This window comes from Paenibacillus sp. FSL R5-0486 (assembly GCF_037975155.1).
Taxonomy (GTDB): domain Bacteria; phylum Bacillota; class Bacilli; order Paenibacillales; family Paenibacillaceae; genus Paenibacillus; species Paenibacillus amylolyticus.
This window is the reverse complement of the sequence record NZ_CP150237.1, coordinates 5617404-5643844: the sequence shown is the minus strand read 5'-3', so window position 1 is coordinate 5643844 and position 26441 is coordinate 5617404. Positions and strand designations below refer to the sequence as shown.

Sequence of the window (26441 nt, the reverse complement as noted above, 5' to 3'; positions counted from 1 at the left end):
TTTCCATAAAGCATGCAGATATGTTAACATTAGCTGAGGGTTATGATCGGAATACGGAGGATTAGAAGGTTTATGCTAATCTCAATGCATCTCCGCTGTGGACAGATCGTGAAACAGACGGTCATGGACCATAGGATTAAATATAAAGTTTCCAATCGTTTCTGAAAATTGAAAGAGGTGACTCCTTTGAAAATATCGACAAAAGGCCGTTACGGCCTCACAATCATGATGGAGCTTGCTGCCAGAATAGGCGAAGGCCCTACATCACTTAAAAGCATTGCTGAGCGCAACCAGCTCTCGGAGCATTACTTGGAGCAACTGATTGCTCCACTGCGTAATGCAGGACTGGTGAAAAGCATTAGAGGTGCTTACGGCGGTTATATCCTTGCGGGTGATCCTGCAACCGTGACTGCAGGCGATGTAATCCGTGTACTGGAAGGGCCAATCTCTCCAGTAGACTTCACGGAGGAAGATGATCCGGCGAAACGTGATCTGTGGTTGCGTATTCGTGACGGGATTGCGGAAGTGTTGGATTCCACAACACTGAAAGACCTGATTACCTTCCAGGATCAGGACAAAAAAGACAGCTACATGTTCTACATTTAAGGTCACTAATTCGCATCACAGAAGACACAATAAAGCCCCCAACTTGGGGGCTTTAGACATGCCAATGGGTACTTTGTTCTGTTCTTCAATTTCTACGGATTATTTTAATTGAGTAGGGCTATGTATTCAGCCGTGGGATTTACAAGATGGTCAAGTGTGAACTTAACTGGATCACTTGTAAATCAGCGACCTTTTAAGGTTTCTATATCAGCTTCCATGCGTAACTGACGGCGATTCAAAATATCAATGCTGTGCTGATGGGTATTTAATTCGGTAGTTACTTTGCGTTCAGAGACAGAGTGGGAAGCGTCAAGACGTTTCGTAATAGTCAATGTTTCCAGAACAGCTTGTTGAAGAAGCGGAATGTTTTTAGTTTGTTCCTCTATGGTGTCCAATCTGCCATCCATGGTATTCAGTCTGTCATCGACAGTGTCTAGTCTGTTCTCTACGGCACCGAGCCTCTCTTCCATAGCATCGAGTCGGTGGTCTATTTTTCCAAGATGTCCATCAATGCTGTCGAATCGTTTGTCCATTTGTTGAAGCTGATTCAGAATCTGCCCGAGAATGGGATCACTCATGTCTCTCTCTCCTTTTTGAAATGGATATATAACATTATACACGAAGATGTGACAATAGAGCATCCGTTTCAGTTTCCAATTTTGACAGTTTGCCATGAGATAGAAATTTAACATATAACGGGGTGAAGATAAATGAAACGAATTTATTTGGATCACGCCGCATCGACACCTATGCATCCACAAGTCGCAGAAGCGATGATGAACGTCATGACAGGACAATTTGGCAATGCATCAAGTATCCATGCCTTTGGGCGTGAGGCCAAACGGACTGTCAGCGGAGCAAGGGATGTCATTGCGGCGTCTTTGGGCTGTTTCCCGGACGAATTGGTATTCACCGGAGGTGGCACGGAGAGCGACAATCTGGCAATCTTTGGAGCAGTGGCATCCAGGCAGGATAAGGGGAAACACGTCATTACGACCGCAATTGAGCACCATGCTGTCTTGCATACGTGTCAGGAATTGGAGCGGCAAGGTTATGAAGTAACCTATCTATCTGTGGATCGTCATGGACGAATAAATCTGGATGAGTTGCAAGAGGCCATTCGGCCGGATACGGTGCTGATTACCATGATGTATGCTAACAATGAAGTAGGCACGATTCAGCCGATCCGTGAGGTGGGTGAGCTTGCCCGTCAGCATAATATCCTTTTCCATACCGATGCAGTTCAGGCTCTGGGTAGCCAGAATATTTCCTGTAAGGAACTGCCTGTGGATCTGATCAGCTTCTCTGCGCATAAAATCAACGGACCTCAGGGTGTGGGTGCACTCTATGTACGGCGAGGAATTGTGCTGGAAGCAAGAGCTCACGGTGGGTTGCAAGAGCGTCAGCGTCGCGCTGGTACGGAAAATATCGCAGGTATTACCGGATTTGCAGAGGCTCTCAAGATTGCATCAGCACAGACGGAGGCGCATCGTCAGCATGATTTGGAATTGCGTAAACTTTTGTTAGAACAGCTTGAAATTCATGTGGGGACGGAGCACTTTCACGTGAATGGACACCTGGAGCATACGCTGCCAAACATCCTGAATATCAGCTTTCCGGAAGTGTCCACAGAGACGATGTTAATGAATCTGGATATGGAAGGGATTGCTGTTGCAAGCGGTTCTGCCTGCACTTCCGGTTCACTTGAAGTCTCTCATGTGCTCAAAGCGATGAAATTGCCTGAAACATTTTTACACTCTGCGATTCGATTTAGCTGGGGATTGGGTAATACTACGGAAGAAATCATGATAACCGCCGAAAAAATTGGAACCATTCTTGGACGACTGCGTAATAGACCCTAAGGGGAACTTTACACATGGAACAGAAGGAGGGAAGAAGTTCCATTTCATCGGTTGGATAGAAGCGGTTTTGATGATCGGCGTCTGATTGCCACTCATCAACTTTGGGCATACCTAGCAATAGCGCCGCGCCTATTTAATGATAAGAAGATGAGGGGGACCCAGCGATGAAGCTTCAGGAAATGATCGGACTTGCCGTTTTTGATGTTGAGGACGGGAAGCAGGTCGGTAAAATCCAGGATTTCATTGTGAATGATGATTGGGAGATCGAAGGCATTGAGCTTGAGAACAAAGGTCTGTTTACCAATCATGTCAAAATCGTGCAGTGGCAAGATATCGTTGCCTACGGCGAAGATGCCGTCATGATCCGTAATCAACAGGCTGTCCGCAAGACGGGAGCCGACGACATAAAATACACGTACCTCCTCGGTCGGTCTAAATTGAAGGAGATGTCCGTGCTCACCGAAGAAGGTTTGCTGCTTGGGCGTGTCTCCGATGTTTATTTTGACCAAGAGTTGGGAAATACAATAATAGGGATTGAAATTACGGACGGTTTTGTGTCCGATCTGATCGAGGGCCGCAAATGGCTGCCATGTACAAGCGATATGTCCATCGGGGAAAGTGCCATTATGGTGCCGTCTCTGAGTGAACAACGCTTGGAAAATGCCATTCATTCTGTTAATGGATAGGTGAATGAATATGAAATGTCCAAACTGTAGTTCCAAAGATATCGGGAAAATTGGTTCCCACCAGTTTTATTGCTGGGGATGCTTTATTGAATTAACGGTGAACGGTGAGAAAATGTCTGTATATCAGGTGGAAGAAGACGGTACGCTGAGTTCCCTGGATGATCTGTTTTTCGGGGACGAGCTACCACAAGACTTCCCTCATCTTCACGCTTCTTCTTAATAAGCAGAATAACTTCCTCTATATGCGGTTTCATGACAATGTCTGTCATGGGAGGCTGGCGTTAATTGTTGGCAGATGTATATAGATGCGGTTACATAGTGGTTCGGCTGGTGTATGGTTGATTATATGCTAACCCGTACTGCAAAATGCGCTTCCTTCTCTAATGAAGGAGGCGTTTTTTGGGTTCAAGAAAAAAATGTTCGGATTGCTCCTTTCCACTTTTGCGCTGTGTTAATAAATATTACCTTTCCTACATATACTGACTCTCAGAGCCAGTCCAAAAGGAGAGATGCAAGTGGAGCAATTAACCAAAAACAAGCTGTTCCGTTACGCCATCTGGCTGCTGCTCGGATTGATCATTTTATATTTTATTTGGCTGCTGCGGCCTTTACTGCTTCACATTTATGCGTTCCTGAAAACAGTGCTGGCACCCTTTATCGTAGCCCTTATCATATCCTATGTACTTAATCCGATTGTCAGCATGCTGGGAGGGCGCAAGGTGCCGCGTACGATTGCGGTACTACTCATATATGCCTTTTTCCTGACCTGCCTCGGTGTCATTCTGATGAATGTCATTCCGGTATTGATTGAACAGCTAGGGGAACTCAACGAGCATATGCCGGAACTGTCCATGCGTGCCCAGAGCCTGATGAACAATATGGATCACAAATTAATGCCGCCAAGTGTGCGAACAGGCATGAACAGTTGGTTTTTTCAGATGGAGGATCGACTAACTCAGGGAATTACTGTGCTCATGGACAATATCGGGGCGACCATTAATGTGTTATTCAATGTGTTTATCGTGCCATTTCTGATCTTTTATATGTTAAAAGACTTTGAGGTGTTTGAGCGCACCATTGTGGCGTATCTTCCGCGTTCACGTCGTAAAGCGATTGTCTCGGTGATGAAAGAGATCGATACTGCACTGGGGAACTACATTCGGGGACAGTTTATTGTCTGTGTCATTGTTGGTATCTTTGCCTACATTGGTTATATCATCATTGATATGCCGTATGCCCTGCTACTTGCAAGCATTGTAGCTGTGTTTAACATTGTGCCCTACTTGGGGCCGTTCCTTGGAGCTGCTCCTGCTGTGGTCATGGCATCAACCGTATCGTTTAAAATGGTACTACTTGTTGTCATTGTGAACACACTGTGCCAGGTGTTGGAGAGTAACGTTATTTCTCCTCAGGTGGTGGGACGTACGTTGCATCTGCATCCACTGTCGATTATATTTGCACTGCTCGTCGGAGGTGAACTGGCAGGCATTGTAGGTTTAATTCTGGCAGTACCTGTTTTTGCCGTGCTGAAGGTGATTGTGCAACACTTTTTCGCCTATTACATCAAACGAAGGACCGACTAAATAGCAGGGTTAAAACATCAACGAGACCGCGTTGACACCCGCTTGTGCTACCGATATAATGAGTGTGTATGTTGAGAACATGAAATCGATGATGAAATAAAGTACGTCGAGGGTTCCTTTCCTCAGAGAATAGACTTCATCGGATCAGGGTGAGCCTGAACTGATGGCTGGAAGAGTCTTGAAAGATGAAGCGGCGGAAAGCTAATTTCGGAGTGCAGGACAACCCTGCCGGGAGCGACCGTTATTTCGCATGAACGAGGAGATTGTTTGTTTGTCCGGGCAGCAAGGGATGAACAGCAATAACCAGGGTGGTACCGCGATAACATCGTCCCTGATTATTCAGGGGCGTTTTTTGTGTTTATTTTTACAAAAACAATGTTGACCAACCGGAGCGAATACGCAACGGACTATTATAATTTAATGGGGGCATCCAGTATGAAAGCCAGTGAAATCCGGTCCAAATGGATAGAGTTTTTTGCAAGTAAAGGTCACAAAATCGAGCCGAGCGCATCGCTCGTGCCTCACAACGATCCTTCTCTTTTGTGGATCAATGCAGGTATGGCACCGCTCAAACCATATTTTGACGGACGTGAGAAGCCGGAGAACCCGCGTCTTGCGAACTCCCAAAAATGTATCCGTACCAATGATATCGAGAATGTTGGTAAAACACGTCGTCACCATACGTTCTTCGAAATGCTCGGCAACTTCTCTATTGGAGATTACTTCAAGGAAGAGACCGTAACATGGGCTTGGGAATTCTTGACCAGCAAAGAGTGGATCGGATTCGATCCGGAACGTCTTTCCGTAACGGTATATCCGGAAGATGAAGAAGCTTTCAAACTGTGGAACGAAAAAGTAGGACTGCCTGCTGAGCGTATCATTAAATTGGATGAAAACTTCTGGGATATCGGCGAAGGCCCATGTGGACCTTGTACCGAGATCTTCTATGACCGCGGCGAAGCTTACGGAAACGACATGAGCGATCCTGAAATGTATCCAGGTGGGGAAAACGAACGTTACCTGGAAGTATGGAATCTGGTATTCTCCCAGTTCAACCATAACAAGGACGGCAGCTACACACCGCTTCCTAACAAAAACATTGATACAGGTGCAGGTTTGGAGCGTTTTGCTTCCATTCTGCAAAATGTGGATTCCAACTTCGACACAGACCTGTTCCAACCGATGATTCAAAGAACAGCCGCTCTTGCGGGTGTGAAATATAACGACAGCGTAGAGATTGATGTTGCATTGAAAGTCATTGCCGATCATATCCGTACGGTTGCTTTTGCAGTAGGTGATGGCGTTCTGCCAAGTAATGAAGGACGTGGATATGTCATCCGTCGCTTGCTTCGCCGTGCAGTTCGTTATGGAAAAGTGCTTGGACTTGACCGTCCATTCCTGTATGAATTGACAACAACCGTTGGTGAAGTGATGGGCATGTACTACCCTGAGGTAGTAGACAAACAGGAGTTCATCGCCAAAGTAATCAAAACCGAGGAAGAGCGTTTCCACGAAACACTAACAGATGGTCTGGCTATTCTGGCTGATATCAGCGGCACAGCCAAATCCGAAGGACGCACCGTTATTAGCGGACCTGAAGCTTTCAAGCTGTATGATACGTACGGTTTCCCGTTTGACCTGACAGAAGATTATGCAGCAGAGCATGGTCTGACTGTGGACCGAGAAGGATTTGATGCTTCCATGCAGAAACAACGTGAGCTTGGACGTGCTGGGCGTCAAGAGAACGAGAGCATGAAAGTTCAAGGCGGACCACTTGCTGATCTGGAGGTTAAAAGCGAGTTTGTTGGTTATACTGACCTGTTGACGGAAGCAAAAGTGGTAGCCATCGTAGCCGGTGATGCCCTTGTTGAATCTGTAGGCGAAGGACAGATGTGTCAGGTTGTTCTGGACAAGACTCCGTTCTACGCGGAAAGTGGCGGTCAAGTGAGTGATCAGGGCTTGCTGCGAGGTGCTGGTGTATCAGCGAAAGTACAAGGTTTGTTCAAAGCTCCACTTGGACAACATGTACATCTGGTGAATGTGGAGTCTGGTGAACTGCGTGTAGGCGATGTGATTAATGCCGAAGTAGACTCAGCGAAACGTGGCGACATTATCAAAAACCATACGGCTACCCACTTGCTGCACAAGGCACTCAAAGATGTGCTCGGAACACATGTAAACCAGGCAGGATCGCTCGTAGAGCCACAACGTCTGCGGTTTGACTTCTCTCACTTCGGTAGTATTACGCCGGAAGAGTTGACAGAGATTGAACGTCAGGTGAATGAACAGATCTGGAATCGTCTGAACGTGAACATCGAGCTGAAAGCTATTGATGAAGCTAAAGAAATGGGTGCAATGGCCCTGTTTGGCGAAAAATATGGAGATATTGTACGTGTTGTTCAAGTAGGAGACTACAGTTTGGAACTTTGTGGCGGCTGTCACGTAAATAATACTTCAGAGATTGGAATCTTCAAACTGGTGAGCGAGAGTGGAATTGGCTCCGGCGTACGCCGGATCGAAGCTGTAACTGGCCGCGGCGCATATCTGTATGTGGAAAGCCAGTTGGAACTGCTTAAACAATCAGCAGCACTGCTCAAAGCAAATGTGGCTGATGTACCTAAACGGATTGAAGGTCTGAACCAACAACTGAAAGAAGCAGCCAGAGAGACTGAATCCCTGCAAAGCAAGCTGAGTGCTATGGAAGCGGGTCAATTGACCGATCAAGTGGTACAAGCAGGAAATACACAATTGCTGGCAGCACGCGTAGATGCTCCGAACATGGATGCGCTGCGTACAGTGGCAGATGAGTTGAAAGTAAAATTGCCTAACGCGGTACTCGTATTGGGTGCTCCAGCGGACGGCAAAGTGAATTTTGTTGTAGCAGTACCTGCTGAACAAGTAAAACAAGGATTACACGCAGGCAAAATCGTCAAAGAAGTCGCAGCAGTATGCGGCGGCGGTGGCGGTGGACGTCCAGATATGGCGCAAGCCGGAGGTAAGGATGCGACCAAGCTGGATGAAGCGCTGAAACTGGCGGTTTCGCTGGTTAGCGGGCATAATGCATAAATCCATTGAGCGGCTTTCAATCGTCAAAAAATAAATCGAAATGGTTCTGTTCGTTTATTTTTTGTACCCGAGAGCGTGTGGAATCGAATGATGCAATATGCTGAAGCCAGTAAAGGACAAGCAAAAAACACAATTGCCTTATCCTTTGTTTACTTGTGGCAGTCAGAATATGTTATTATATAAACAGAAATCAATTCGGCAGGACATGGTCCCCATGTTCATGCAGGAGCGAGGTGTCATCAATGGACTCCATGGATAAGACGGTTAAATTTAATGTGAAAGGTGACGAACAGGAAGCATCATCCAAAGAGATTCTTCTCACGGTATATGATGCATTGGTCGATAAGGAGTATAATCCGATCAACCAAATTGTTGGGTATCTGATTTCTGGAGACCCGGCATACATTCCTCGTCACAACAACGCACGTAGTCTGGTCCGTAAAAAGGAGCGCGATGAGCTGATTGAAGAGCTTGTACGTTCCTATCTGGCCAATCACCGGTAATGTACGCCGCTTCCGCTGTGTTGCAGCCTTGCAGGCAGCGGGAAATGAACCGACAGAAGACAGCCTGAAGCTTGAGAAGGCGATTATTTGTAATCGACCTGAGCAGGCCCCAGGATGGGAGAGCATGGATGAAAATATTAGGTTTGGACTATGGGGACCGAAGAATCGGAGTTGCCGCGAGTGACGCCTTCGGTTGGACTGCCCAGGGATTGGAAGTGCTAGAACGCCGCCGTGATGAAGGCGAGTTCGCTCGGATTGCCGAACTTGTGCGTGAGCATGAGATTAGTGAGATCGTAGTCGGACTTCCCAAAAACATGAACGGCACCGTAGGACCGCGCGGTGAGATATGCATTGCTTTTGCCGATCGCCTGCGGGATGAACTGAATTTACCTGTTCACCTTTGGGATGAACGGCTGACAACCATGGCAGCAGAACGTACGCTGATTGAAGCGGATGTCAGTCGGAAAAAACGCAAACAGGTTGTGGACAAAATGGCCGCAAGCTTGATTTTGCAAAATTATTTGGATGCCAATAGTAGAAGGTGAGGGGGATCAACAATGGCTGAAGATCAACTGGGTATGGAAGAAGAAGCGGAAATTATTTACATTGCGGATGACGAGGGTAATGAAGAGGAATTCGAAGTCATTATGAAGTTTGAAGTAGATGGTTCGGAGGCCAAGTACATGATGGTTGCTCCGGTTGAACCTGAAGATGGCGAAACGGATGTATATGCATTCCGTTATGAAGAAGAGGGCGACGATATTAAACTTTTCGTCATCCAAGATGATGCCGAATGGGATATCGTTGAGGAGACGTTTAATACATTTCTTGCTGAAGATGAAGAGGAAGCGAACTAAATGACGGAATATAGCCGCAAAGACCTGAAATGGACAGATTCACTGCGTCTGGCATTCGGTGCTCATGTTGAGCTCGAAGAAGAGAACGGTAAATCACAACCGTATGACTTGTTGGCTGAGTTCGAAGTGAACGGTCAACAGTACGCGGTGCTCCGCAGTTCGTTGCGACCTTATGACGAGGTTGAACTTCTGCGGGTATCACCTGGAAGTGAAGACCAGATCATTCCAGAGTTAGTTACGATCGACGATGACGATGAGTGGGAGAACATCTCGGAACTGTATGATGAGTGTACACTCCCCATTGACGAAGATTAAATCAGCTTCAAATTGAAGAAACCGGGAGGGCGGAGAAGTCCGCTCTTTTTGGTTGTGTAAAGGAGTTGTTTCTTTTTTGAAAGGGAAAGCAATTGTAGTCATACTGCTTATCATTGTAGTTCTTGCCGGAGGCGCAGGCGGTTACGTATGGAGTATGATGCGTCCTGTGGAAGCTTCTACAGAACCGGTCGTATTCGAGATTAAGAGCGGATCGGGAACTTCGAAAATCGCGGATCAGCTTCAAGAAGAAGGCCTCATTCGAAGTGGGTTAACCTTCAAAGGGTATTTAAAGTGGAAGAAACTAGGTTCTAATTTCATGGCGGGTACATATTCAATGAATCCTGGCGTGACATATGATGAGATTGTTAGCAAGCTGAGTAGTGGCGAAGTTGTACCGGAAGAAATGGTGAAATTTACGATTCCGGAGGGTTATAACGTTCTGCAAATGGCGGGTAAGCTTTCTTATGAGCATGTAGTAGATCGGGATGAATTCATCAAGCTGGCCAATGATCCTTCGGCCTTTGATGTAGATATCATCAAAGATATTCCAGTGGATGAAGAACTTCGCTACGTATTGGAAGGGTATCTATTCCCGGAGACGTATGAGCTGAAAAAGGGAAGTTCCACGCATGATGTGATGCAACGGATGCTGGAAGAATTCCAGACCAAGATTAATTCCATTCCTGATTTGGAAGCCAAGCTCCAGGAAAAGAACCTTTCCCTGCATGAACTGCTGACGATCGCGTCACTCGTGGAGAAAGAAGTTGTAGTGGACGAGGAACGTGCTCTGGTTGCAGGTGTAATCTACAATCGGATCAATCAGGATATGAAGCTGGAGATTGATGCTACCGTGCAATATCTGCTCGACAGACCGAAGGAACGATTGTTTTTCAAGGATCTAAAGGTGAAAAGTCCCTATAATACGTATCTGAACAAAGGCTTGCCACCAGGTCCAATTGCCAGTCCAAGTCTTCCGTCCATTGAGGCAGCGCTAAATCCGGAAGCTTCGGAGTATCTGTTCTATGTGACAAAAAAGGATGGCTCGTCTGGACATCTATTTGCCAAAACGTATAAGGAACACCAGCAAAATATAGCCAAAAGTAAGGCTGCGCAATAAGCGGAGGGGATTATATGAGTAAGAAACATGAACTGCTCGTTACAGCAGCGAATGTGAAAGAGGCAGAAGTGCTTCTCCAGGCTGGAGCAGATGCTCTGGTCATTGGAGATGATCGATTCGGCATGCGTCTTCCAGGCAGCTTTAGCGTGGAAGAGACAGCAGAGGTGGTTGCCATTGCAGCCAAACATCAGGCGCGTGTGTATGTATCCATGACTAATCTGATGTCCAACGAACTGTTGAAAGAATTGCCTGAATATGTTCAAGCACTTGGCAGAATCGGTATTGATGGTGTGGAGTTTAATGACCCATCCGTGCTGGCCACCATGAAGGAATACGCTCCACATGTGAAGCTGCACTGGAATGCGGAGATGACTTCAACGAACTATGCGACGGCCAACTATTGGGGAACCAAGGGAGCGAGTCGCGTTGTACTTGCCCGAGAGTTGAATATGGACGAGTTGACGGAAATGGTTCCTTTTCTGAAGGTCGAGGCTCAGGTTCAGGTGCATGGCATGACGAATATTTATCATTCCAAGCGCAGTCTGGTGCAAAGTTATATGGCTCATCAAGGACGGCCGGTTGAGGGACATCTGGGCAAAGAACGGGGATTGTTCCTGATCGAGGCTGAACGCCGGGATGAGAAATTCCCGATCTATGAGGATATTAACGGTACACACATTATGAGCTCAGAGGATATATGTATCCTCGAAGATCTTCATCTGTTGATGGAGGCGGGTGTGCACAGTTTCAAAATTGAAGGTATGTTAAAATCACTCACCTACAATGAAGCTGTTGTACGTGCATATCGGACAGCGATTGACAGTTATGTAGCCGATGCTGATGCATATGCGTTCTCTGAAGAGTGGCTCGCTGAGGTGCGGAAGTTACAGGACCCTGAACGTGAATTGTCGTTTGGATTTTTCTATAAAGAACAAGTGTATTAATAGACGAGGTGAACAGAATGGAAACAGTGGCGGTACAGCGGAAGTTTTCGGGGAAACGTAACCGTCTGGACAAACCGGAGCTGCTAGCTCCGGCGGGTAATCTGGAAAAACTGAAATTTGCGATCCATTACGGTGCAGATGCCGTATATATTGGTGGACAGGCCTATGGACTGCGTTCCAACGCGGATAACTTCAGCTTTGAAGAGATGCGTGAAGGTGTGGAGTTTGCCAAAAAGTATGGAGCCAAGGTGTTCGTAGCGACAAACATCTATGCACATAATGAGGATGTTGAGGGTATCGAAACGTACCTGCAAAACCTCTATAATGCGGGAATCTCTGCGATCATCGTAGCTGATCCAGCTATTATTGAAGTAGCCCTTCGTGCTGTGCCAGGCCTTGAGGTACATCTAAGTACTCAACAATCCACACTCAACTGGCAAGCCGTGAAGTTCTGGAAAGATGAAGGACTTCCACGTGTTGTTCTCGGACGTGAGACCAGCTTTGAAGAGATTGAAGAAATCAAGGCCAATGTGGATATTGAAATTGAAGCCTTTATTCATGGGGCGATGTGTTCGTCGTATTCCGGACGTTGTGTGCTCTCCAATCACTTTACGGATCGTGACTCCAACCGGGGCGGCTGTTGCCAGTCTTGTCGCTGGAAGTATGATCTGTTCGAGGATGCGAGAGAAGATACGGTGTGGGTCAGCGAAGAGGACATGCAGATGAAGGCACCTGCACCATTCAAACTGGGTGAGAATCAGCTTCCTCTGTTCCAGGAACAGGATAATTCATTCTCCATGGGATCTAAGGATCTGTGCATGATTGGCCATATTCCCGAGTTGATTGATGTGGGCGTGGACAGTTTCAAGATCGAAGGGCGTATGAAATCGATCCACTACGTGGCAACTGTGGTTAACGTATACCGTCAAGCTATTGATGCCTATATGGCAGACCCGGAAAATTATGTTCTGAAACCTGAATGGGTTGAAGAAATGAACAAAGCGGCGAATCGCCCGCTGAATACCGGATTTTTCTATGATACACCAGACCATGAAGATCATATCTATGAACCGGAAGAAAAGGCTGTACCTTTTGACTTCGCTGGATTGGTCATGGGGTATGATGCTGAAACAGGAATGGCAACCATTCAACAGCGCAATCACTTCAAACCAGGACAGGAAATTGAATTTTTCGGCCCGGGAGGTCACTTTTTCAAACAGGTCGTCGGTGAAATACAGGATGAAGAAGGCAATGTTCTAGATGCTGCTCGTCACCCGTTGCAACTGATTAAAATGAAGGTAGATCAACCGGTTTCGTACTTCGATATGATGAGAAAAAAGAAGTAGGCTCAAATACCTACAATGTGTCAATATTGTATTATAATTTAACAACATAGTGTTATGAAATTTACATGGGGACCTCCGTTTATCGGCAGATGGGGGTCTTTTTTTTATAGAAAAATAGGAATAAAGTTGTAAAATATTTCTGGGAAGTGAAAGGGGAACGAAGAAAGCTGTCGAATACTACATATTTATAGGGGAGAGAAAGAAAAATCTAACAAGTAAATTACTGGCAGGTGAATGGGATTGGTTCAAAAGAAGCAGGAAGACAGTGGGGAGCAAGTGACAAAAGCCGAGCAGGTTAATCCTGAGAAGGTTCAGAAAATGAAGAAAGAAAAAGTAGTCAAAAGCAAAACAACAGGCAGTGGCAAAAAAATGTTTAAGATTGACCGCAGCAAGCTCAACCTGGGCTGGATCAAGACTGATTGGGTGAAGAAACAATTTAAAAACCGGGATTGGAAAAACATTGGAGGTTCCTCTTTCCAACAGATTAAGAAGGCAAATCCGGTTAAATCCGTAGGGGTTAAACTGTTCTTGATCTTTTTTGCGGGGATTATGATTTTTGTAGTGAGTTTAGGTCTATTATCCTATTCGAAGGCCAAAGGTACGATAGAGAAAAATGCCTCGCGTGCCAATCAGGAGACCATTGATCAGACCAAGCAAAAAATGGACATCATTTTGGAGCGGTTTGTCGATACATCCACACAGATTTTCTTTGATCCGGAAATGCAGTCCTTGCTACAAAAAATGTCAGATACGAATTTGACTGCGTATGATACATTCGTGAACTCAAGTTCAATCAACAAGCAACTGTCCAATGTTGCATTTACAAATAAATCTATGGAAGCGATTTATTTGGTACCTACGGACGATACAAAGTCCATTATGGGTACCGGCAGCAACAGTTCATCCATGGGCAGCATTCGCCAGGAAGCATGGTACAGTGAGTTAATTGAGGCGGGCGGTTATCGCTGGCTTCCAACTGAGGTCAAAGAAGGTGGCTCAACGCCAACGTTTAAAATTGCACGTTCCATGAAAAACTTGCAGGGGACTACTCAGTCGTATGTTCTGGTTATTGAACTGAAACTGGAAGTTTTGGAGGAACAATTGAAATCGCTTGATCTGGGGCCAGGAGCTATTCTTCAACTAATTGCTCCGGATAATAAAGTGGTTGCATCTTCCATCTCGGATCGTACAGGACAAGATACAGAGCTTGCATTTGTCAAAGAGTTGACCGAACCAGCAGGTAGTACGAATACGGAGTATACGGTAGATGGCAAATCTACGGAAATGCTGGCTGTATACAGTACGATGGATACATCCAATTGGAAACTGGTTGGTATGATACCTACCTCTGTTTTGGTTCAGGACGCAAAAGGCATTCTGACTCTGACCCTGTGGATGGCGCTGATTGATGCGGGGATTGCAGTATTGATCGGGATCTGGATGGTGCGTATGATCGCTCGTCCACTTGGCAAATTGAAAGACCTGATGCAGGAAGGTGCGAAAGGTAATCTTAAAGTTCGTACACCATATAGCTCCCAGGATGAAATTGGTCAGCTCTCGACTGCCTTCAATCTGATGATGGAGCAGATCACTAAGCTGGTTGAACAAACCAATCGTTCTGCGCAGGAAGTATTGGATACGGCCTCTGAGCTGAGCAGTGCATCCAAGAAAACGGCTGTGTCTGCTTCGGAGATTGCCGTAGCTACAGAAGAGATCGCGGGCGGTGCAGGCAGTTTGGCAACTGAAGCGGAACGTGGCAATGAATTAACTGACAATATCTCTCGTCAGATGCAGAGTGTAATCGCTGCTAATGAACAGATGGGTGATTCTGCTCGTCATGTAGAGAAGTCCAGTCAGACAGGAACACAACATCTGAATCAGTTGATGACCAAAACCCAGAAGACAGAAGAAATGATTGGTGCACTGGTGAATAAGGTTGATTCGTTGAAAGAGAGTACGTCTTCTGTTCTGAAAGTGCTTGAAGTGCTGCAAAACATAACGAAACAGACAAATATCCTTTCCCTGAATGCAACCATTGAAGCAGCACGTGCCGGTGCAGCCGGACGCGGATTCATGGTGGTGGCTGATGAGGTTCGTCAGCTCGCGGCTCAATCGAGACAATCCATTGAGATGGTTGGAGAGATTACAGACAAAATCATGACTGAAATGAATGAGACCGTGGATGCTTTGTCGGCAGCTTATCCGTTATTCAAGGAACAGATGGATGCGGTTAAAGACACCAACGTCATCTTTGCTTCCGTACAGGAACAGATGGGTGCCTTTGTGGAACGTCTGGGCATGGTGACGGGTTCTATTGGGGATTTGAACAAATCTCAAGGTACGTTGTCTGAAGCCATGAGCAATGTCAGCGCTGTAGCTGAAGAATCTTCTGCAACGTCCCAAGAAGTAGCTTCCTTGAGCAGTGAACAGCAAAATATCAGTAACCAGCTGGTCAATCTGTCTGGCAAACTGGAGAATGTGTCTACTGAACTGAAAGAAACCTTGTCACGCTTTACGGTGTAACAAGCCAAGGTTGAAATGAGGAGAACCTGTCCCGCACATGGGACAGGTTTTCTTTTTGTTTACCGGATAATTCCAATCCATATCAGCAATAATATGTCAAAACGACAAAAGGTGAGATTGGGATGCATCTCCTTGCGAAACGGCGAATCTATATAACTTGTATTCTTCTAACTCTTGTCTTTGGATTGCTTATATTACGATTGGGATGGGTTCAGATCGTTCTGGTGAATCAGACGATGCCTGGATTTCACCGAACGGTACGTGAAATGTCTGTATTGCAGCGTGAACGCGGGGTGATGCTTGACCCGGGGCGGGGACAATTTACGGATTACAAGGGTGAGGCGTTGACCGGTAAGCTGCAATGGGGACTGGTTTTTTTTCCACAGGCAAGTCCATTAGAGAAATTACGCAAGCAAAGGGTATTAGAAGGCTCCGAGATGATACAGTTGGCAGCTATATTACATACCGATCCGGATCAATTGAAGAAGGAATGGAATCAGGAAAGTATACCTCATTTCTGGACAGCAGGTACACATCAGCCTGTTCATTTGAACGCTGCCCAGGTGGAGCGCCTACGTAGTTTGCACCTGCAAGGAGCTGGCATCTATCCGATGATGACAAGATACCTTCAGGGGCATACAGGAATGCAGTGGATGGGTTATCTGGCTGAACAGCCTGAGTCCTCCAAAGTTCTAACTGGGCATCAGGATGAAGTAAAACAGCCATTTGCCATGAAATCAGGGGCAGCGGGACTGGAGAGGACACTTGAACCGCTGTTAAGGGGAATTGGCCCTACGCTTGTATCACGTATGGTCTCGGGTGGTGGGGAGATTATCCCTGATATTCAGCCGCACGTCATTGCACCAGCCAATAGCCATTATCCTTTACGTGTAGAAACCACAGTGGATGCTGAGTTACAGCGTGGGTTGGAGGGGTTGACGCAAGAATCTGGATTACAAGAAGGGGCCATTGTTGTGTTAGATGCCGCTAACGCAGATGTTCGCGCCATGATCTCCCGCCCTTTCTATCAGCCACAACATGTGGACCCTAAAAAATCGGCCTGGGGGAATCGTGCAATACAGGGAGCCGTACCGGGTTCTATTTTCAAAATTGTCACTGCGGCTGCCGCATTGGAGTATCATGCGGTTTCTAACGGAGAAGAATTCCATTGCGGTGGTGAGTACGGAAGATATGGGTTGTCTTGCTGGAAGGAGCATGGGCATGGAGAACTGAATCTGGAGCAAGCATTCGCTGAGTCTTGCAACATCGTATTCGCGGAAACGGCGCGCAGGCTTAGTATGGAACAACTGGAGAACATGGCTGATCGTCTGGGACTCGCGCGTCCGATTGGCTGGGAGGGGAAGCAGATGGCAGGAATGCCCGTGTTACGACATTTTGATCATGAGGATCACGGGCGTGTGAGAACAGAGGCTGTTTCTTCTGCTGATGAAGGTGCGAAAATACAGACAGCAATCGGCCAGCGCGATGTCTTGGTCACGCCGCTGCAAGCTGCCAATCTGATCGTTACACTGTTACATGATGGAAAAGTTAGTGCCCCACGTCTCGTTAAGCGCATTCGATATGCGGATGGTGGCACCATGCTGGAGATGCCCTTGCATGATTCACCTTCAGCATCAGGACAGATTGCTCCCGCAACAGCGCATAAACTGTTATCCTGGATGAATAAGGTAGTCCGTGAGGGAACAGGAAAATCCCTGCAGCGTGCACGGTGGCATGTTGCAGGGAAATCAGGTACAGCTCAAGTACAGAAACATGGAGAGAAGCGCAACAATCAATGGTTCATTGGTTATGGACCGGTCGAACAACCCAAATATGCTGTAGCTGTTCTTGTCCAAAATGTCTCTCCTGACAGCCAACATCAGGCGACGGCTCTCTTCAGGAAGGTGATGGACTATCTGGCGGAGTCCTCATGATCCTTCGCAGGAACGGGACGTTGTACAGTAGACTCGGCAGAATTCGCTGAAGCCTTACTAACGGGTGGGTCCATGACCAATGGAGAGGATTCAAATTCATCTTTTGGCAGGTGAATCCACTTTTGCAGGTATCCTTGTTGTAACAGTTCTTTCAGAAGGATCAGAAGCACTGGAGATAACACTACACCAGCCAGGCCAAAGATCGAAAGGGAGATCAGCATAAACGAAAGCATCAAGTACGCCGAAGATACACCAATCGAGTTACCCGATATTTTTGGTTCCAGCAACTGCCGTGTCAGCATCGTTACTGCCAGAATCACAATCAGGCCAATCGCCAGGCTACTATTGCCAATAATGAATAAGTAGACGATCCATGGAATAAATACAACAGGAACGCCAAGCAAGGGTACCAGATCAAAAACCGCACAGACTGCTGCAATGGTAAAGGCGTTAGAGGTTCCCAAAATCAACAAACCTGCATAAATCAATACAAACGTAATGAGCATCATGATCATCTGTGCCTTCAGATACGAGCGGATTGTCTTGAACACGTGATTACGCATGAATTCAATAGCTAACTTTAATGTTTTGGGCGTTTTCGCACGGGCGAACTTGCGCCAGGACTCAATCTCGATACTGAGGAAAAATGCCAGAATAATCGCAATTCCGAAGTTCGTAATAAACGAAGAGAATGAACTGAGGAAACCTACTACGAATTGCGCTCCGCTAGTTACCCATTTGGACAGGAACCCGGTCAGTGTTGCAAAATAATCATTCGCTTTTTCCATAACTCCATCAGGGAGAGCGTCTGACTTGTCCTGAATGAATAACACCAGATTGGTGAATTCACGTTGTATCATTTCAATGTATACGGGGAAATTATCTTGAAGATTGGAAATTTGTGAAATGATAATCAAGCCTACCCCAAAAAAGGCAGCGACAATTAATGCAAGAAACAACAAGACGGAGATGGCTGCTCCAAGTGTCTTGGGCAATCCTTTGCGATGTAAAAATTTGGCCAGCGGTTCAATCATCCAATACACAATGAATGATAGAAAGACCGGTGCAGCCACATGGTATAATTGACTGAAACCGTACATGATCACATACACGGTTAATACGAGCAATGCGATGTCAAAGACAGTTCGCCCGTATTTTTTGTAAAGCGGTAGCATGGACATGGCTCCTTTGATGGCAATAATTAGATTGTATTTATTGTACACGATAGCTATCTTTTTGGGAAAACAGGATTCAAGAAAAGTCTGAACTATGATAAAATTAAAGGCGGTTTATTTTAGATAGTGCCATAGTGCACCGTAATTCAGCAGGAGAAGTGGGGAGCTCGCAACATGACAACGATACTTCATAGTATCTTACTGTGGTTATTGTATCTTTCATCTTTTTACGCCTTTATTCCAAGTTTGATCAGCAGGCTTTTTGGTTTTCGTGTATTTCGACGGGGAAGAAGTGATACACAATTTGCATTAACGTTTGACGATGGGCCAGATCCACATTATACGCCAAGACTGCTCGATCTGCTTCGTCAGCATCAAGCAAAAGCCACATTTTTTGTCGTTGGAGAACATGCAGCGAGTCATCCTGAACTCATACAGCGCATACATGAGGAAGGTCATCTTATTGGCATTCATAATTATATTCACAAGACGAACTGGCTCATGCGGCCACGTACCGTTCGAGATCAGATTCAGCGAACAGGTCAGATTATTCATAAAGTAACCGGAGTGAAGACTTGTTATTATCGTCCACCGTGGGGGATTATGAATTTGTTTGATTTTTTCAGCAAGAAAGAACGAAAGATTGTACTGTGGTCTTCCATGTTTGAAGATTGGAGAAGCCGAGTAGGTGCCCAGAGATTGACTGAACGGATGCTGAAGGAACTGAGAGGCGGAGAGGTCATGCTACTGCATGATCGAGGAACGACCCTTGGTGCTGATGCACACGCGCCGGAGCAGATGCTTCAGGCGCTGGAAGTCGTATTACAGGAAGCTGAACGGCTAGGCCTGCAAAGCGTACGCGTTGATACGTTGATGGGAGGTATCATAGTGAGCGAATCTCAGAACAAAACGCAATTACAGACACCACTGAAGCTATGGAAACGAATCGTTGTTGCCTTATGGCTGGGCTGGGAGAAGTTGTTCCACTGGGTATATCATTTACGGACGGCTTCGCCAGAGGACCCAATGCTGCACTTCAGATCACGTGTATATCACGGAGCACGGGTGGAGATGAATGATGGCCATGTCATTCAAAATGGAGATCCGGTAATAGAACTACATTTTGACAATCAGAAATTGTTTGAACTTGGAGTGACGTCACGTTCCAGTATGCATCTGGCTATTCGCATGATTCGGACGATGGAACAGCAATTGCCGGATTTGGCACGGATGGTGGCACTCGAACCTGAGTTACGCTCTGCCAAGGCGATATACGGTGTGAGTATGATTAACAGAGGCCCAGAAAAATTCGGATTTACCATACAAGAATTGCCTCCTGGACCGTTCAGTGCTGCATCCAAAGTATACTTGAAGTTGCTGTTAAGTGTAATCCACCCGGCAGGAACCAAACGTTTGAAACAGCGTACTGAACAACTGGTACCCAAGATGATTGCCATGCCGCTGGATCTATTATTGGAACGTTACGGTCAACATACGATGCAGGTAGCAGCAACGGTAGAAGAATCCAGAGATGAATCGTTGTTAATTGAACAAGAGATACTGCCAGAGCGGAACTAAACGGACTGATCACACCAACCAGCAAAAGAAAAGGGTTGCCCTTCGCCAGATTTGGCAGAAGAGCAACCCTTTATTTATTAGTGAATTAGATACTCAGTACGCCACCGTTGCTTGCATTGGTAACCAGTTTGGAATAACGAGCCAGGTAACCGGTTTTTACTTTCGCTTCAAAGCCTTTCCAACCTGCGCGACGACGTTCAAACTCTTCGTCACTGATGTGCAATTCGATGATACGGTTGTTCAGATCCAGCTCGATGATGTCTCCTTCTTCAACAAAGGCGATTGGACCACCCTCAGCTGCTTCCGGAGAGATATGTCCGATACTGATTCCGCGGGATGCGCCAGAGAAGCGTCCATCGGTGATCAGACCAACTTTGGCACCCAATCCCATACCTACGATCTGGGAAGTAGGAGCCAGCATCTCAGGCATACCTGGTCCGCCTTTTGGTCCTTCATAACGGATAACAACAACATGTCCTTCTTTTACTTTGCCGTTAGCAATACCTTCGAGCGCTTGCTCCTGTGAGTCAAAGCAGATGGCAGGACCTTTGTGGTATCCGCCAACCGAAGCATCAACTGCACCAACTTTGATGATTGCGCCTTGTGGTGCAAGGTTACCAAACAATACAGCCAGGCCGCCTTTTTCGGAATACGGGTTATCCAGGTGATGAATGACATTTGTATCCTGAATTTCTTTTCCTTCAACGTTCTCACGGATCGTTTTACCTGTTACCGTAATGCAGTCTCCATGAATTGCGCCTGGTTTCTTGAGTAATTCGTTCAGCACTGCGCTTACGCCGCCTGCATTGTGAACGTCTTCGATGTGAAGATCGGAAGCAGGTGCAAGTTTCGCCAGATGCGGAACGCGGTTCGCTACTTCATTAATACGTTCGATTGGATACTCGATACCTGCTTCATGAGCCAGTGCCAGCGTGTGCAGTACTGTATTCGTAGATCCACCCATCGCCATATCCAGTGCAAACGCATTATCGATCGCTTCTACAGTTACGATATCACGTGGTTTCAAGTCCATTTTGATGAGTTCCATCAATTGGGTAGCGGATTGTTTAACAAACTCACGACGCTCAGGAGCAACGGCAAGGATGGTTCCGTTACCTGGCATAGCCAGTCCCATCGCTTCTGCCAGACAGTTCATGGAGTTTGCCGTAAACATACCGGAACATGATCCACATGTTGGACAGCCGAACTGTTCAAGTTCAAGCAAGCTCTTATCATCGATTTTACCTGCTTGGTAAGCACCTACACCTTCAAATACGGAAGTCAGGGAAAGAGCTTTACCATTGCTGTCACGACCAGCTTTCATTGGTCCACCACTTACGAACAGGGTAGGGATGTTTACGCGAAGCGCACCCATCATCATGCCTGGTGTAATTTTGTCACAGTTCGGGATACATACCATGCCGTCGAACCAGTGTGCAGATACAACGGTTTCCACGGAATCCGCGATAATGTCACGGCTTGGCAGCGAGTAACGCATACCAATGTGTCCCATGGCAATACCATCATCTACTCCGATGGTGTTGAATTCGAATGGAACGCCACCGGCTTCACGAATAGCATCCTTTACAATTTTACCGAATTCCTGAAGGTGGACGTGGCCGGGCACGATATCGATGTATGAGTTACATACGGCAATAAACGGCTTGCCGAAATCCTCTTCTTTAACGCCCGCTGCGCGGAGCAAACTCCGGTGTGGTGCACGGTCAAAACCTTTTTTGATCATATCGGAACGCATCTTCTTGGCTGACATGGTGTATTCCCCCCAAATATATAATATTGAGCAACATGAATGGAAAAGTAAATGGCAGTGCATCTGTCGTTTAATTTCATCCGTACTCTAAAAAAAAGGACCGGCATGCCGGTGTCGAGCTCCCCGTAGTTTGTGAAATTCTTTGCTGCTTTAAACCCGTGAACACCCGGTTTTTCTATTGAGTCTATCACAACCGTCGTCATATTTCTACAATCAATAGAAAGAAGCCTCAAACCATTTTCATGGAATTAGACTTCTTGATTTACGGGAAAGCTATGATCATGTTTCGATGTGGCAAGCGGAATTCATTAGTTGCTTCCACCTTTGCGTCCAATCTCACGATAAAAATCCTTATTATGAGTTTCGGAGGTTGCTTCGCCGCCCTTACGGCCGATTTGCTTGTAAAAGTCAGTATCATGGGCATCTGAAGTCGCTTCTCCACCTTTTTTTCCAATCATCTGGTAGAAGCTTCGATCATGGTTTTTGGAAGTCGCTTTGCCACCTAATCTGCCAGCTTCCTCACGGCTCATCTTGTGTTCTGACGTCGATTGACGTGCCATTACAAATCACTCCTTACAACGATAAGTTGTTTTTTGTAGCGCGTATCCCTAATTTACCACCTTATTTCCAGCCTGAAACAACATACTAGGATAGAATTGATGGTGAAGAGGTCCGTCAGAGCATTAGGCCGACCGTTTAAACACCTCATGTCGATTGAAAGAAAAGCGGGATATATCCGGTTCAATTACGGGTTTGAACGTGTGACGTACAGCCGGCAGAGCTAGTGTGACTGCAAAGAGTACGGCAATGACCAGTATGACTGGAATATACGCCGAGCTTCCCATATAACTGTAGACTCCGGACCAGATCGCGAGACGAACGAGAAACCCATGCAGCAGGAACACATAGAGTGTGCGTCGTCCAAGGTCCGTCAGTCTGGAAGTCAAGGAAGGTACCCAAGCCAAGAACAGTGCTGCCGATGCGATTTCCAGCAAGTAGACACCCACCCGGAAGATACCGGCATACCATTCGTGGTGACCCAGTTCGGCGTACGTCATGCTACCGAGTAACCATCCGGATGAAATGTTCAAACCACCATACCCGATCCATACCAACAGTGCAGCAGAGAGGATGGCTGCGGTTTTTCGCCCCCAACCGGATAATAAACGTGAACGGATGGTTGCTCCATAGTCATAACCGATGACAAAAAACGGCAAAAATACAAACGTACGGCTGAAGCTGAGCCAGAACCCGTCGATGGGCAAATACCCGGCAATTACACCGAGCGCAATCGATCCAATCAGCCGATATATCGGTTTCCAGGAAATCGTCAGACGAAGCAATAGTCGCCAACAGAAATGACTCGCGAGAAACCATAACAGCAAGTAAGGTGCAAAGAAGGATAGCCGCATATGGGGTGTGTGGAATATGGTAAAGTCCATCAATGCGTATAAGGACTGAAACAGTACATACTGTAGTGCAATCTGCTTCAGGACATTTCGCCCAGATTCACCCTGGAGTGAGTGTATCGCAAAATACCCGGTTACCCATACAAAGAGTGGCATGTGAAACGTATATATCCACAGGAACAGAGCTTCCGCTCCTGCAAAACGTGTGATGAGTGGTTCAAGTGCATTACCAGCAAGGACACAGACGATAAGCATAAAGCGCAGATTGTAAAAGAAAGATTCCTGATCATCCCGGATCAGTGTCTGATTTTTCATGGTGTAGCCCCCTTATAGACCCTGTTTGCAAGGTCATTTGCATCTGTAATAAGGGTAATATGGATGTTCATTAGCTATTGTGATTTAATTCACATTAGTAAGCGTTATCTTTTATCAAAGCTGTGACAACAAAATGAACGCAACGGGATTGACAACGGTTGCATAGAGGATGACAATAGAAAAAGAAGATGAGGGAATGTAACTATAAGGAGGGAAGAAATCATGTCAACGAGTCCCTATCCAAGCCCGGAAATTATTACGTTTGGGGAGAGTATGGGTTTGCTGACTGCCAAGGATACAAGAGGGCTGGAATATGCAGCCACACTGGACAAGTCTTTCGGGGGTGCTGAGAGCAATCTGGCTATTGGCGTATCCCGCCTGGGGCATACCAGTGGTTGGTTTGGACGCTTGGGCAATGATCCGATGGGCAGTATGATTCTGAAAGCCATTCGCGGTGAAGGCGTAGATGTATCCCGGGTAAGGTTGAGTGATCACGAGCCAACTGGTTTGATGATTCGTGAGAACGCTTCCGGGAAAGCCTCGGTGCATTATTATAGGAAGCTATCTGCTGCAAGTGCGATCACACCTGATGATCTGGATCCTGATTATATTGCCGGGGCGAAGATATTGCACGTTACGGGTATAACGGCAGCGATAAGCCCGTCCGGACTTGCTACGGTAGAGGCTGCCATACATATTGCCAAACAGGCAGGTGTGAAAGTAAGCTTTGATCCAAATTTGCGTCTCAAACTATGGTCTGCGGATGAGGCCCGTCCGGTTATACTGCGTTTAGCTGAACTGGCGGACTACTTTTTACCGGGTCTGGACGAGATGAAACTTCTATATAACGAAGAAAATGATCAAAAAGTACTTGAGCGTTTATCTGCCATGAATGCTGTGTGCATCGTGAAGGGTGGCCCTGATTTGACCTACGTATTGGCGAATGGTACCCTAACTGAAGTTCCGTACTTTAAGGCGGATAATGTTCTGGATACGGTAGGAGCAGGAGACGGATTCTGTGCGGGATTTTTATCGGGTTTATTAAAAGGATACTCCCCGCAGGAAGCAACCCGTCTCGGCAATTTGACCGGTTCCATGGTTATACAGGCTGTTGGCGATTGGGAGGCGCTCCCGACGTGGGGGCAGGTCGAGGCCAAGCTGAACAACGTTGCCCATGTTGAGCGTTAGTCGCTGCTGAAATCATATATGGCTCATCTTCGTTCTTAAATGTAAGGCTTGTATACACAACCACCACATTGACAAGGGAGAGAATGAAATGAAGAAGCTTCAGCTGTTGCAAAAGATTACGGACAATGGGGTTGTTGCAGTTCTGCGTGCAGATTCTGCGGATCAAGTCATTGCCATGGCCGAGCAAGCGATTGCGGGTGGCATTAAAGTTATCGAGATTACGATGACAGTACCCAGTGCACTCAAAGCCATTGAAAAATTAAGCCGTGTATATCATTGGAACACACAAGATCCAGAGAAATTCGCGATTATTGGTGCGGGAACGGTGCTTGAACCGCAAACGGCGAGAGCGGCCATCATGTCGGGTGCCGAGTTTGTAGTTGGGCCTTCCCTGAATCCGGATACGGTTCAGATCTGCAACCTGTATCGAATTCCGATTCTGCCTGGTGTGATGACGATTGCTGACGTTCAACGCGCATTGGAACTTGGCGTGGACATTGTGAAGTTGTTCCCGGGTAATCTGTATGATCCTTCGATTATCAAAACGATGAAGGGCCCTATGCCGCAGGCGAATTTTATGCCAACTGGCGGGGTATCCTTGTCTAATCTGGGGGATTGGATCAAGGGTGGAGCAGTGGCTGTAGGGATCGGCTCTGACTTGACATCGGAAGCTGTGAAGACGGGTGACCTGAGTCATGTCCGTCGCAAAGCGGAACAATATATGGATGCTTACCGCAAGGCCAAGGCTGAATAATATTTTTTCAATTCGTAGAAGGGGAGCCTGATAAACAAAGGCTCCCAATTCTGTGAGCCGCGGCACCTGCGGAAGTGAAGAAAGGTGATTAACGTTGAGAAATCGGTATAATACAGGGCGCAAGAAGAGGGGCATCGGGAAATTCCTGCTCGTACTTCTGGCGCTCATTGTCATTGGATGTGGATTTGTTGCGTGGAAATTATTCACACCATACGGTCCACAGGAAACAGCTCAAACAGCTATGGAAACAGCCAATCCGGTGACGGTGAGTGAACAAGAGAACTGGATTGATTTTGTGCCAGATAAACCGACGGGGAAAAGTGTGCTTTTCTACCCTGGTGGACTGGTAAAACCGGAAAGTTATGCACCACTTGCGCATGAGCTGGCTGCTGCGGGTCATCACACGATTATTGCCAAGATGCCAGTTAACCTGGCAGTGCTTAAGCCAAACTTGGCAGATGAGATTCTGGCCGCATATCCGGACGAACAATTTGTTATGGGTGGACACTCTCTCGGCGGGTCGATGGCTGCACGTTATGTAGCCGCACATCCTGATGCACTTCACGGGATCTTCTTCTTGGCATCTTACCCGGATGAAAAAGGAAGCGTAAAGTCACTTGGAATACCTGCTTTATCTATTCTGGGTACTAAAGATGAAGTCGTGAATGCTACGAAGTATCAGAGTGGACGGATGTATCTTCCAGAAGACACGGTATATTACACCATTGAAGGTGGTAACCACGCCCAGTTCGGTGATTATGGTCATCAAAAAGGAGATGGCGAGGCGGAAGTGAGTGGGGAAGAACAGCTGAATCAGACGGTCAAGACTGTACTCGCTTGGTTAAGTACCATGAAGTAGGTTTTGATTATTCTGCATTAAGGGTTGAATGCATTTATAGCATAACTTAA

Annotated in this window: 24 protein-coding genes; 19 read left to right on the top strand and 5 right to left on the bottom strand. The window is 46.6% G+C overall.

Annotation, left to right across the window (positions count from 1 at the left end; translation table 11 throughout):
• Positions 1-186: 186 nt before the first annotated feature.
• A complete protein-coding gene (locus MKY01_RS24945) occupies positions 187-606 on the top strand; it encodes an Rrf2 family transcriptional regulator (protein ID WP_017686811.1) in 420 nt (139 codons plus the stop codon).
• A 182-nt stretch (positions 607-788) separates the two neighbouring features.
• Here MKY01_RS24945 and MKY01_RS24940 read toward each other — a convergent pair whose 3' ends face one another.
• Positions 789-1184 carry a hypothetical protein gene (locus MKY01_RS24940; RefSeq protein ID WP_339284016.1) on the bottom strand — a complete coding sequence of 132 codons (396 nt, stop codon included), beginning with the start codon at positions 1182-1184 and terminating at the stop codon, positions 789-791.
• Between the two features lie 132 nt (positions 1185-1316).
• Between MKY01_RS24940 and MKY01_RS24935 the strand changes: the two genes are divergently transcribed.
• From MKY01_RS24935 to MKY01_RS24870, 14 genes are all read left to right on the top strand, one after another.
• Complete coding sequence (locus MKY01_RS24935) at positions 1317-2468, top strand: cysteine desulfurase family protein (RefSeq protein ID WP_127551076.1); 1152 nt, start codon at positions 1317-1319, stop codon at positions 2466-2468.
• Positions 2469-2632: 164 nt separating this feature from the next.
• Positions 2633-3154: a PRC-barrel domain-containing protein gene (locus MKY01_RS24930; RefSeq protein ID WP_017686814.1), complete on the top strand. Its 522-nt coding sequence runs from the start codon at positions 2633-2635 to the stop codon at positions 3152-3154.
• A gap of 10 nt (positions 3155-3164) precedes the next feature.
• Positions 3165-3374 carry a hypothetical protein gene (locus MKY01_RS24925; RefSeq protein WP_017686815.1) on the top strand — a complete coding sequence of 70 codons (210 nt, stop codon included), beginning with the start codon at positions 3165-3167 and terminating at the stop codon, positions 3372-3374.
• Between the two features lie 295 nt (positions 3375-3669).
• Positions 3670-4737, top strand: coding sequence for an AI-2E family transporter (locus MKY01_RS24920; RefSeq protein WP_091027676.1), 1068 nt, complete (start codon positions 3670-3672; stop codon positions 4735-4737).
• Positions 4738-5172: 435 nt separating this feature from the next.
• Positions 5173-7803, top strand: a complete 2631-nt coding sequence (gene alaS / locus MKY01_RS24915; protein WP_339284014.1) for an alanine--tRNA ligase — start codon at positions 5173-5175, stop codon at positions 7801-7803.
• A 242-nt stretch (positions 7804-8045) separates the two neighbouring features.
• Positions 8046-8306 (top strand): IreB family regulatory phosphoprotein, encoded by a 261-nt coding sequence (locus tag MKY01_RS24910; protein ID WP_036616950.1) that lies wholly within the window; start codon positions 8046-8048, stop codon positions 8304-8306.
• A 128-nt stretch (positions 8307-8434) separates the two neighbouring features.
• The gene (gene ruvX / locus MKY01_RS24905) at positions 8435-8851 is read left to right on the top strand and encodes a Holliday junction resolvase RuvX (protein WP_036616953.1); all 417 of its coding nucleotides are present in this window, start codon (positions 8435-8437) and stop codon (positions 8849-8851) included.
• A 12-nt stretch (positions 8852-8863) separates the two neighbouring features.
• Entirely contained in the window at positions 8864-9163 is a 300-nt protein-coding gene (locus MKY01_RS24900; RefSeq protein ID WP_017686820.1) for a DUF1292 domain-containing protein, read from the top strand.
• A complete protein-coding gene (locus MKY01_RS24895; protein ID WP_339284013.1) occupies positions 9164-9478 on the top strand; it encodes a DUF1292 domain-containing protein in 315 nt (104 codons plus the stop codon).
• A gap of 76 nt (positions 9479-9554) precedes the next feature.
• Complete coding sequence (gene mltG, locus MKY01_RS24890; RefSeq protein WP_235193974.1) at positions 9555-10595, top strand: endolytic transglycosylase MltG; 1041 nt, start codon at positions 9555-9557, stop codon at positions 10593-10595.
• Positions 10596-10609: 14 nt separating this feature from the next.
• Positions 10610-11539 carry a peptidase U32 family protein gene (locus MKY01_RS24885; RefSeq protein ID WP_036616959.1) on the top strand — a complete coding sequence of 310 codons (930 nt, stop codon included), beginning with the start codon at positions 10610-10612 and terminating at the stop codon, positions 11537-11539.
• 17 nt (positions 11540-11556) lie between these two features.
• The gene (locus tag MKY01_RS24880; RefSeq protein WP_076252944.1) at positions 11557-12885 is read left to right on the top strand and encodes a U32 family peptidase; all 1329 of its coding nucleotides are present in this window, start codon (positions 11557-11559) and stop codon (positions 12883-12885) included.
• Between the two features lie 240 nt (positions 12886-13125).
• Positions 13126-15408 (top strand): methyl-accepting chemotaxis protein, encoded by a 2283-nt coding sequence (locus tag MKY01_RS24875; RefSeq protein WP_339284012.1) that lies wholly within the window; start codon positions 13126-13128, stop codon positions 15406-15408.
• 122 nt (positions 15409-15530) lie between these two features.
• The gene (locus MKY01_RS24870) at positions 15531-17342 is read left to right on the top strand and encodes a penicillin-binding protein 2 (RefSeq protein ID WP_339284011.1); all 1812 of its coding nucleotides are present in this window, start codon (positions 15531-15533) and stop codon (positions 17340-17342) included.
• On the opposite strand, the gene MKY01_RS24865 is transcribed toward MKY01_RS24870, so the two are convergent.
• Positions 17321-18517 carry an AI-2E family transporter gene (locus tag MKY01_RS24865; protein WP_339284009.1) on the bottom strand — a complete coding sequence of 399 codons (1197 nt, stop codon included), beginning with the start codon at positions 18515-18517 and terminating at the stop codon, positions 17321-17323. The genes MKY01_RS24870 and MKY01_RS24865 overlap by 22 nt on opposite strands.
• Before the next feature lie 174 nt (positions 18518-18691).
• Between MKY01_RS24865 and MKY01_RS24860 the strand changes: the two genes are divergently transcribed.
• Complete coding sequence (locus MKY01_RS24860; RefSeq protein ID WP_339284007.1) at positions 18692-20095, top strand: polysaccharide deacetylase family protein; 1404 nt, start codon at positions 18692-18694, stop codon at positions 20093-20095.
• 85 nt (positions 20096-20180) lie between these two features.
• Here MKY01_RS24860 and ilvD read toward each other — a convergent pair whose 3' ends face one another.
• The 3 genes from ilvD to MKY01_RS24845 all read right to left on the bottom strand — a co-directional run bounded on the left by ilvD (position 20181) and on the right by MKY01_RS24845 (position 23590).
• The gene (gene ilvD, locus MKY01_RS24855; protein WP_339284005.1) at positions 20181-21866 is read right to left on the bottom strand and encodes a dihydroxy-acid dehydratase; all 1686 of its coding nucleotides are present in this window, start codon (positions 21864-21866) and stop codon (positions 20181-20183) included.
• A gap of 308 nt (positions 21867-22174) precedes the next feature.
• Positions 22175-22426, bottom strand: coding sequence for a general stress protein (locus MKY01_RS24850; RefSeq protein WP_339284003.1), 252 nt, complete (start codon positions 22424-22426; stop codon positions 22175-22177).
• Positions 22427-22549: 123 nt separating this feature from the next.
• Positions 22550-23590 (bottom strand): fucose 4-O-acetylase, encoded by a 1041-nt coding sequence (locus tag MKY01_RS24845; protein WP_339284002.1) that lies wholly within the window; start codon positions 23588-23590, stop codon positions 22550-22552.
• 222 nt (positions 23591-23812) lie between these two features.
• Between MKY01_RS24845 and MKY01_RS24840 the strand changes: the two genes are divergently transcribed.
• The 3 genes from MKY01_RS24840 to MKY01_RS24830 all read left to right on the top strand — a co-directional run bounded on the left by MKY01_RS24840 (position 23813) and on the right by MKY01_RS24830 (position 26391).
• The gene (locus MKY01_RS24840) at positions 23813-24778 is read left to right on the top strand and encodes a sugar kinase (protein WP_339284000.1); all 966 of its coding nucleotides are present in this window, start codon (positions 23813-23815) and stop codon (positions 24776-24778) included.
• Positions 24779-24866: 88 nt separating this feature from the next.
• On the top strand, positions 24867-25532 hold the full coding sequence (locus MKY01_RS24835; protein WP_017686833.1) for a bifunctional 2-keto-4-hydroxyglutarate aldolase/2-keto-3-deoxy-6-phosphogluconate aldolase: 666 nt from the start codon (positions 24867-24869) through the stop codon (positions 25530-25532).
• Positions 25533-25626: 94 nt separating this feature from the next.
• Positions 25627-26391: an alpha/beta fold hydrolase gene (locus MKY01_RS24830; RefSeq protein WP_339283998.1), complete on the top strand. Its 765-nt coding sequence runs from the start codon at positions 25627-25629 to the stop codon at positions 26389-26391.
• The last annotated feature ends 50 nt before the right edge of the window (positions 26392-26441 follow it).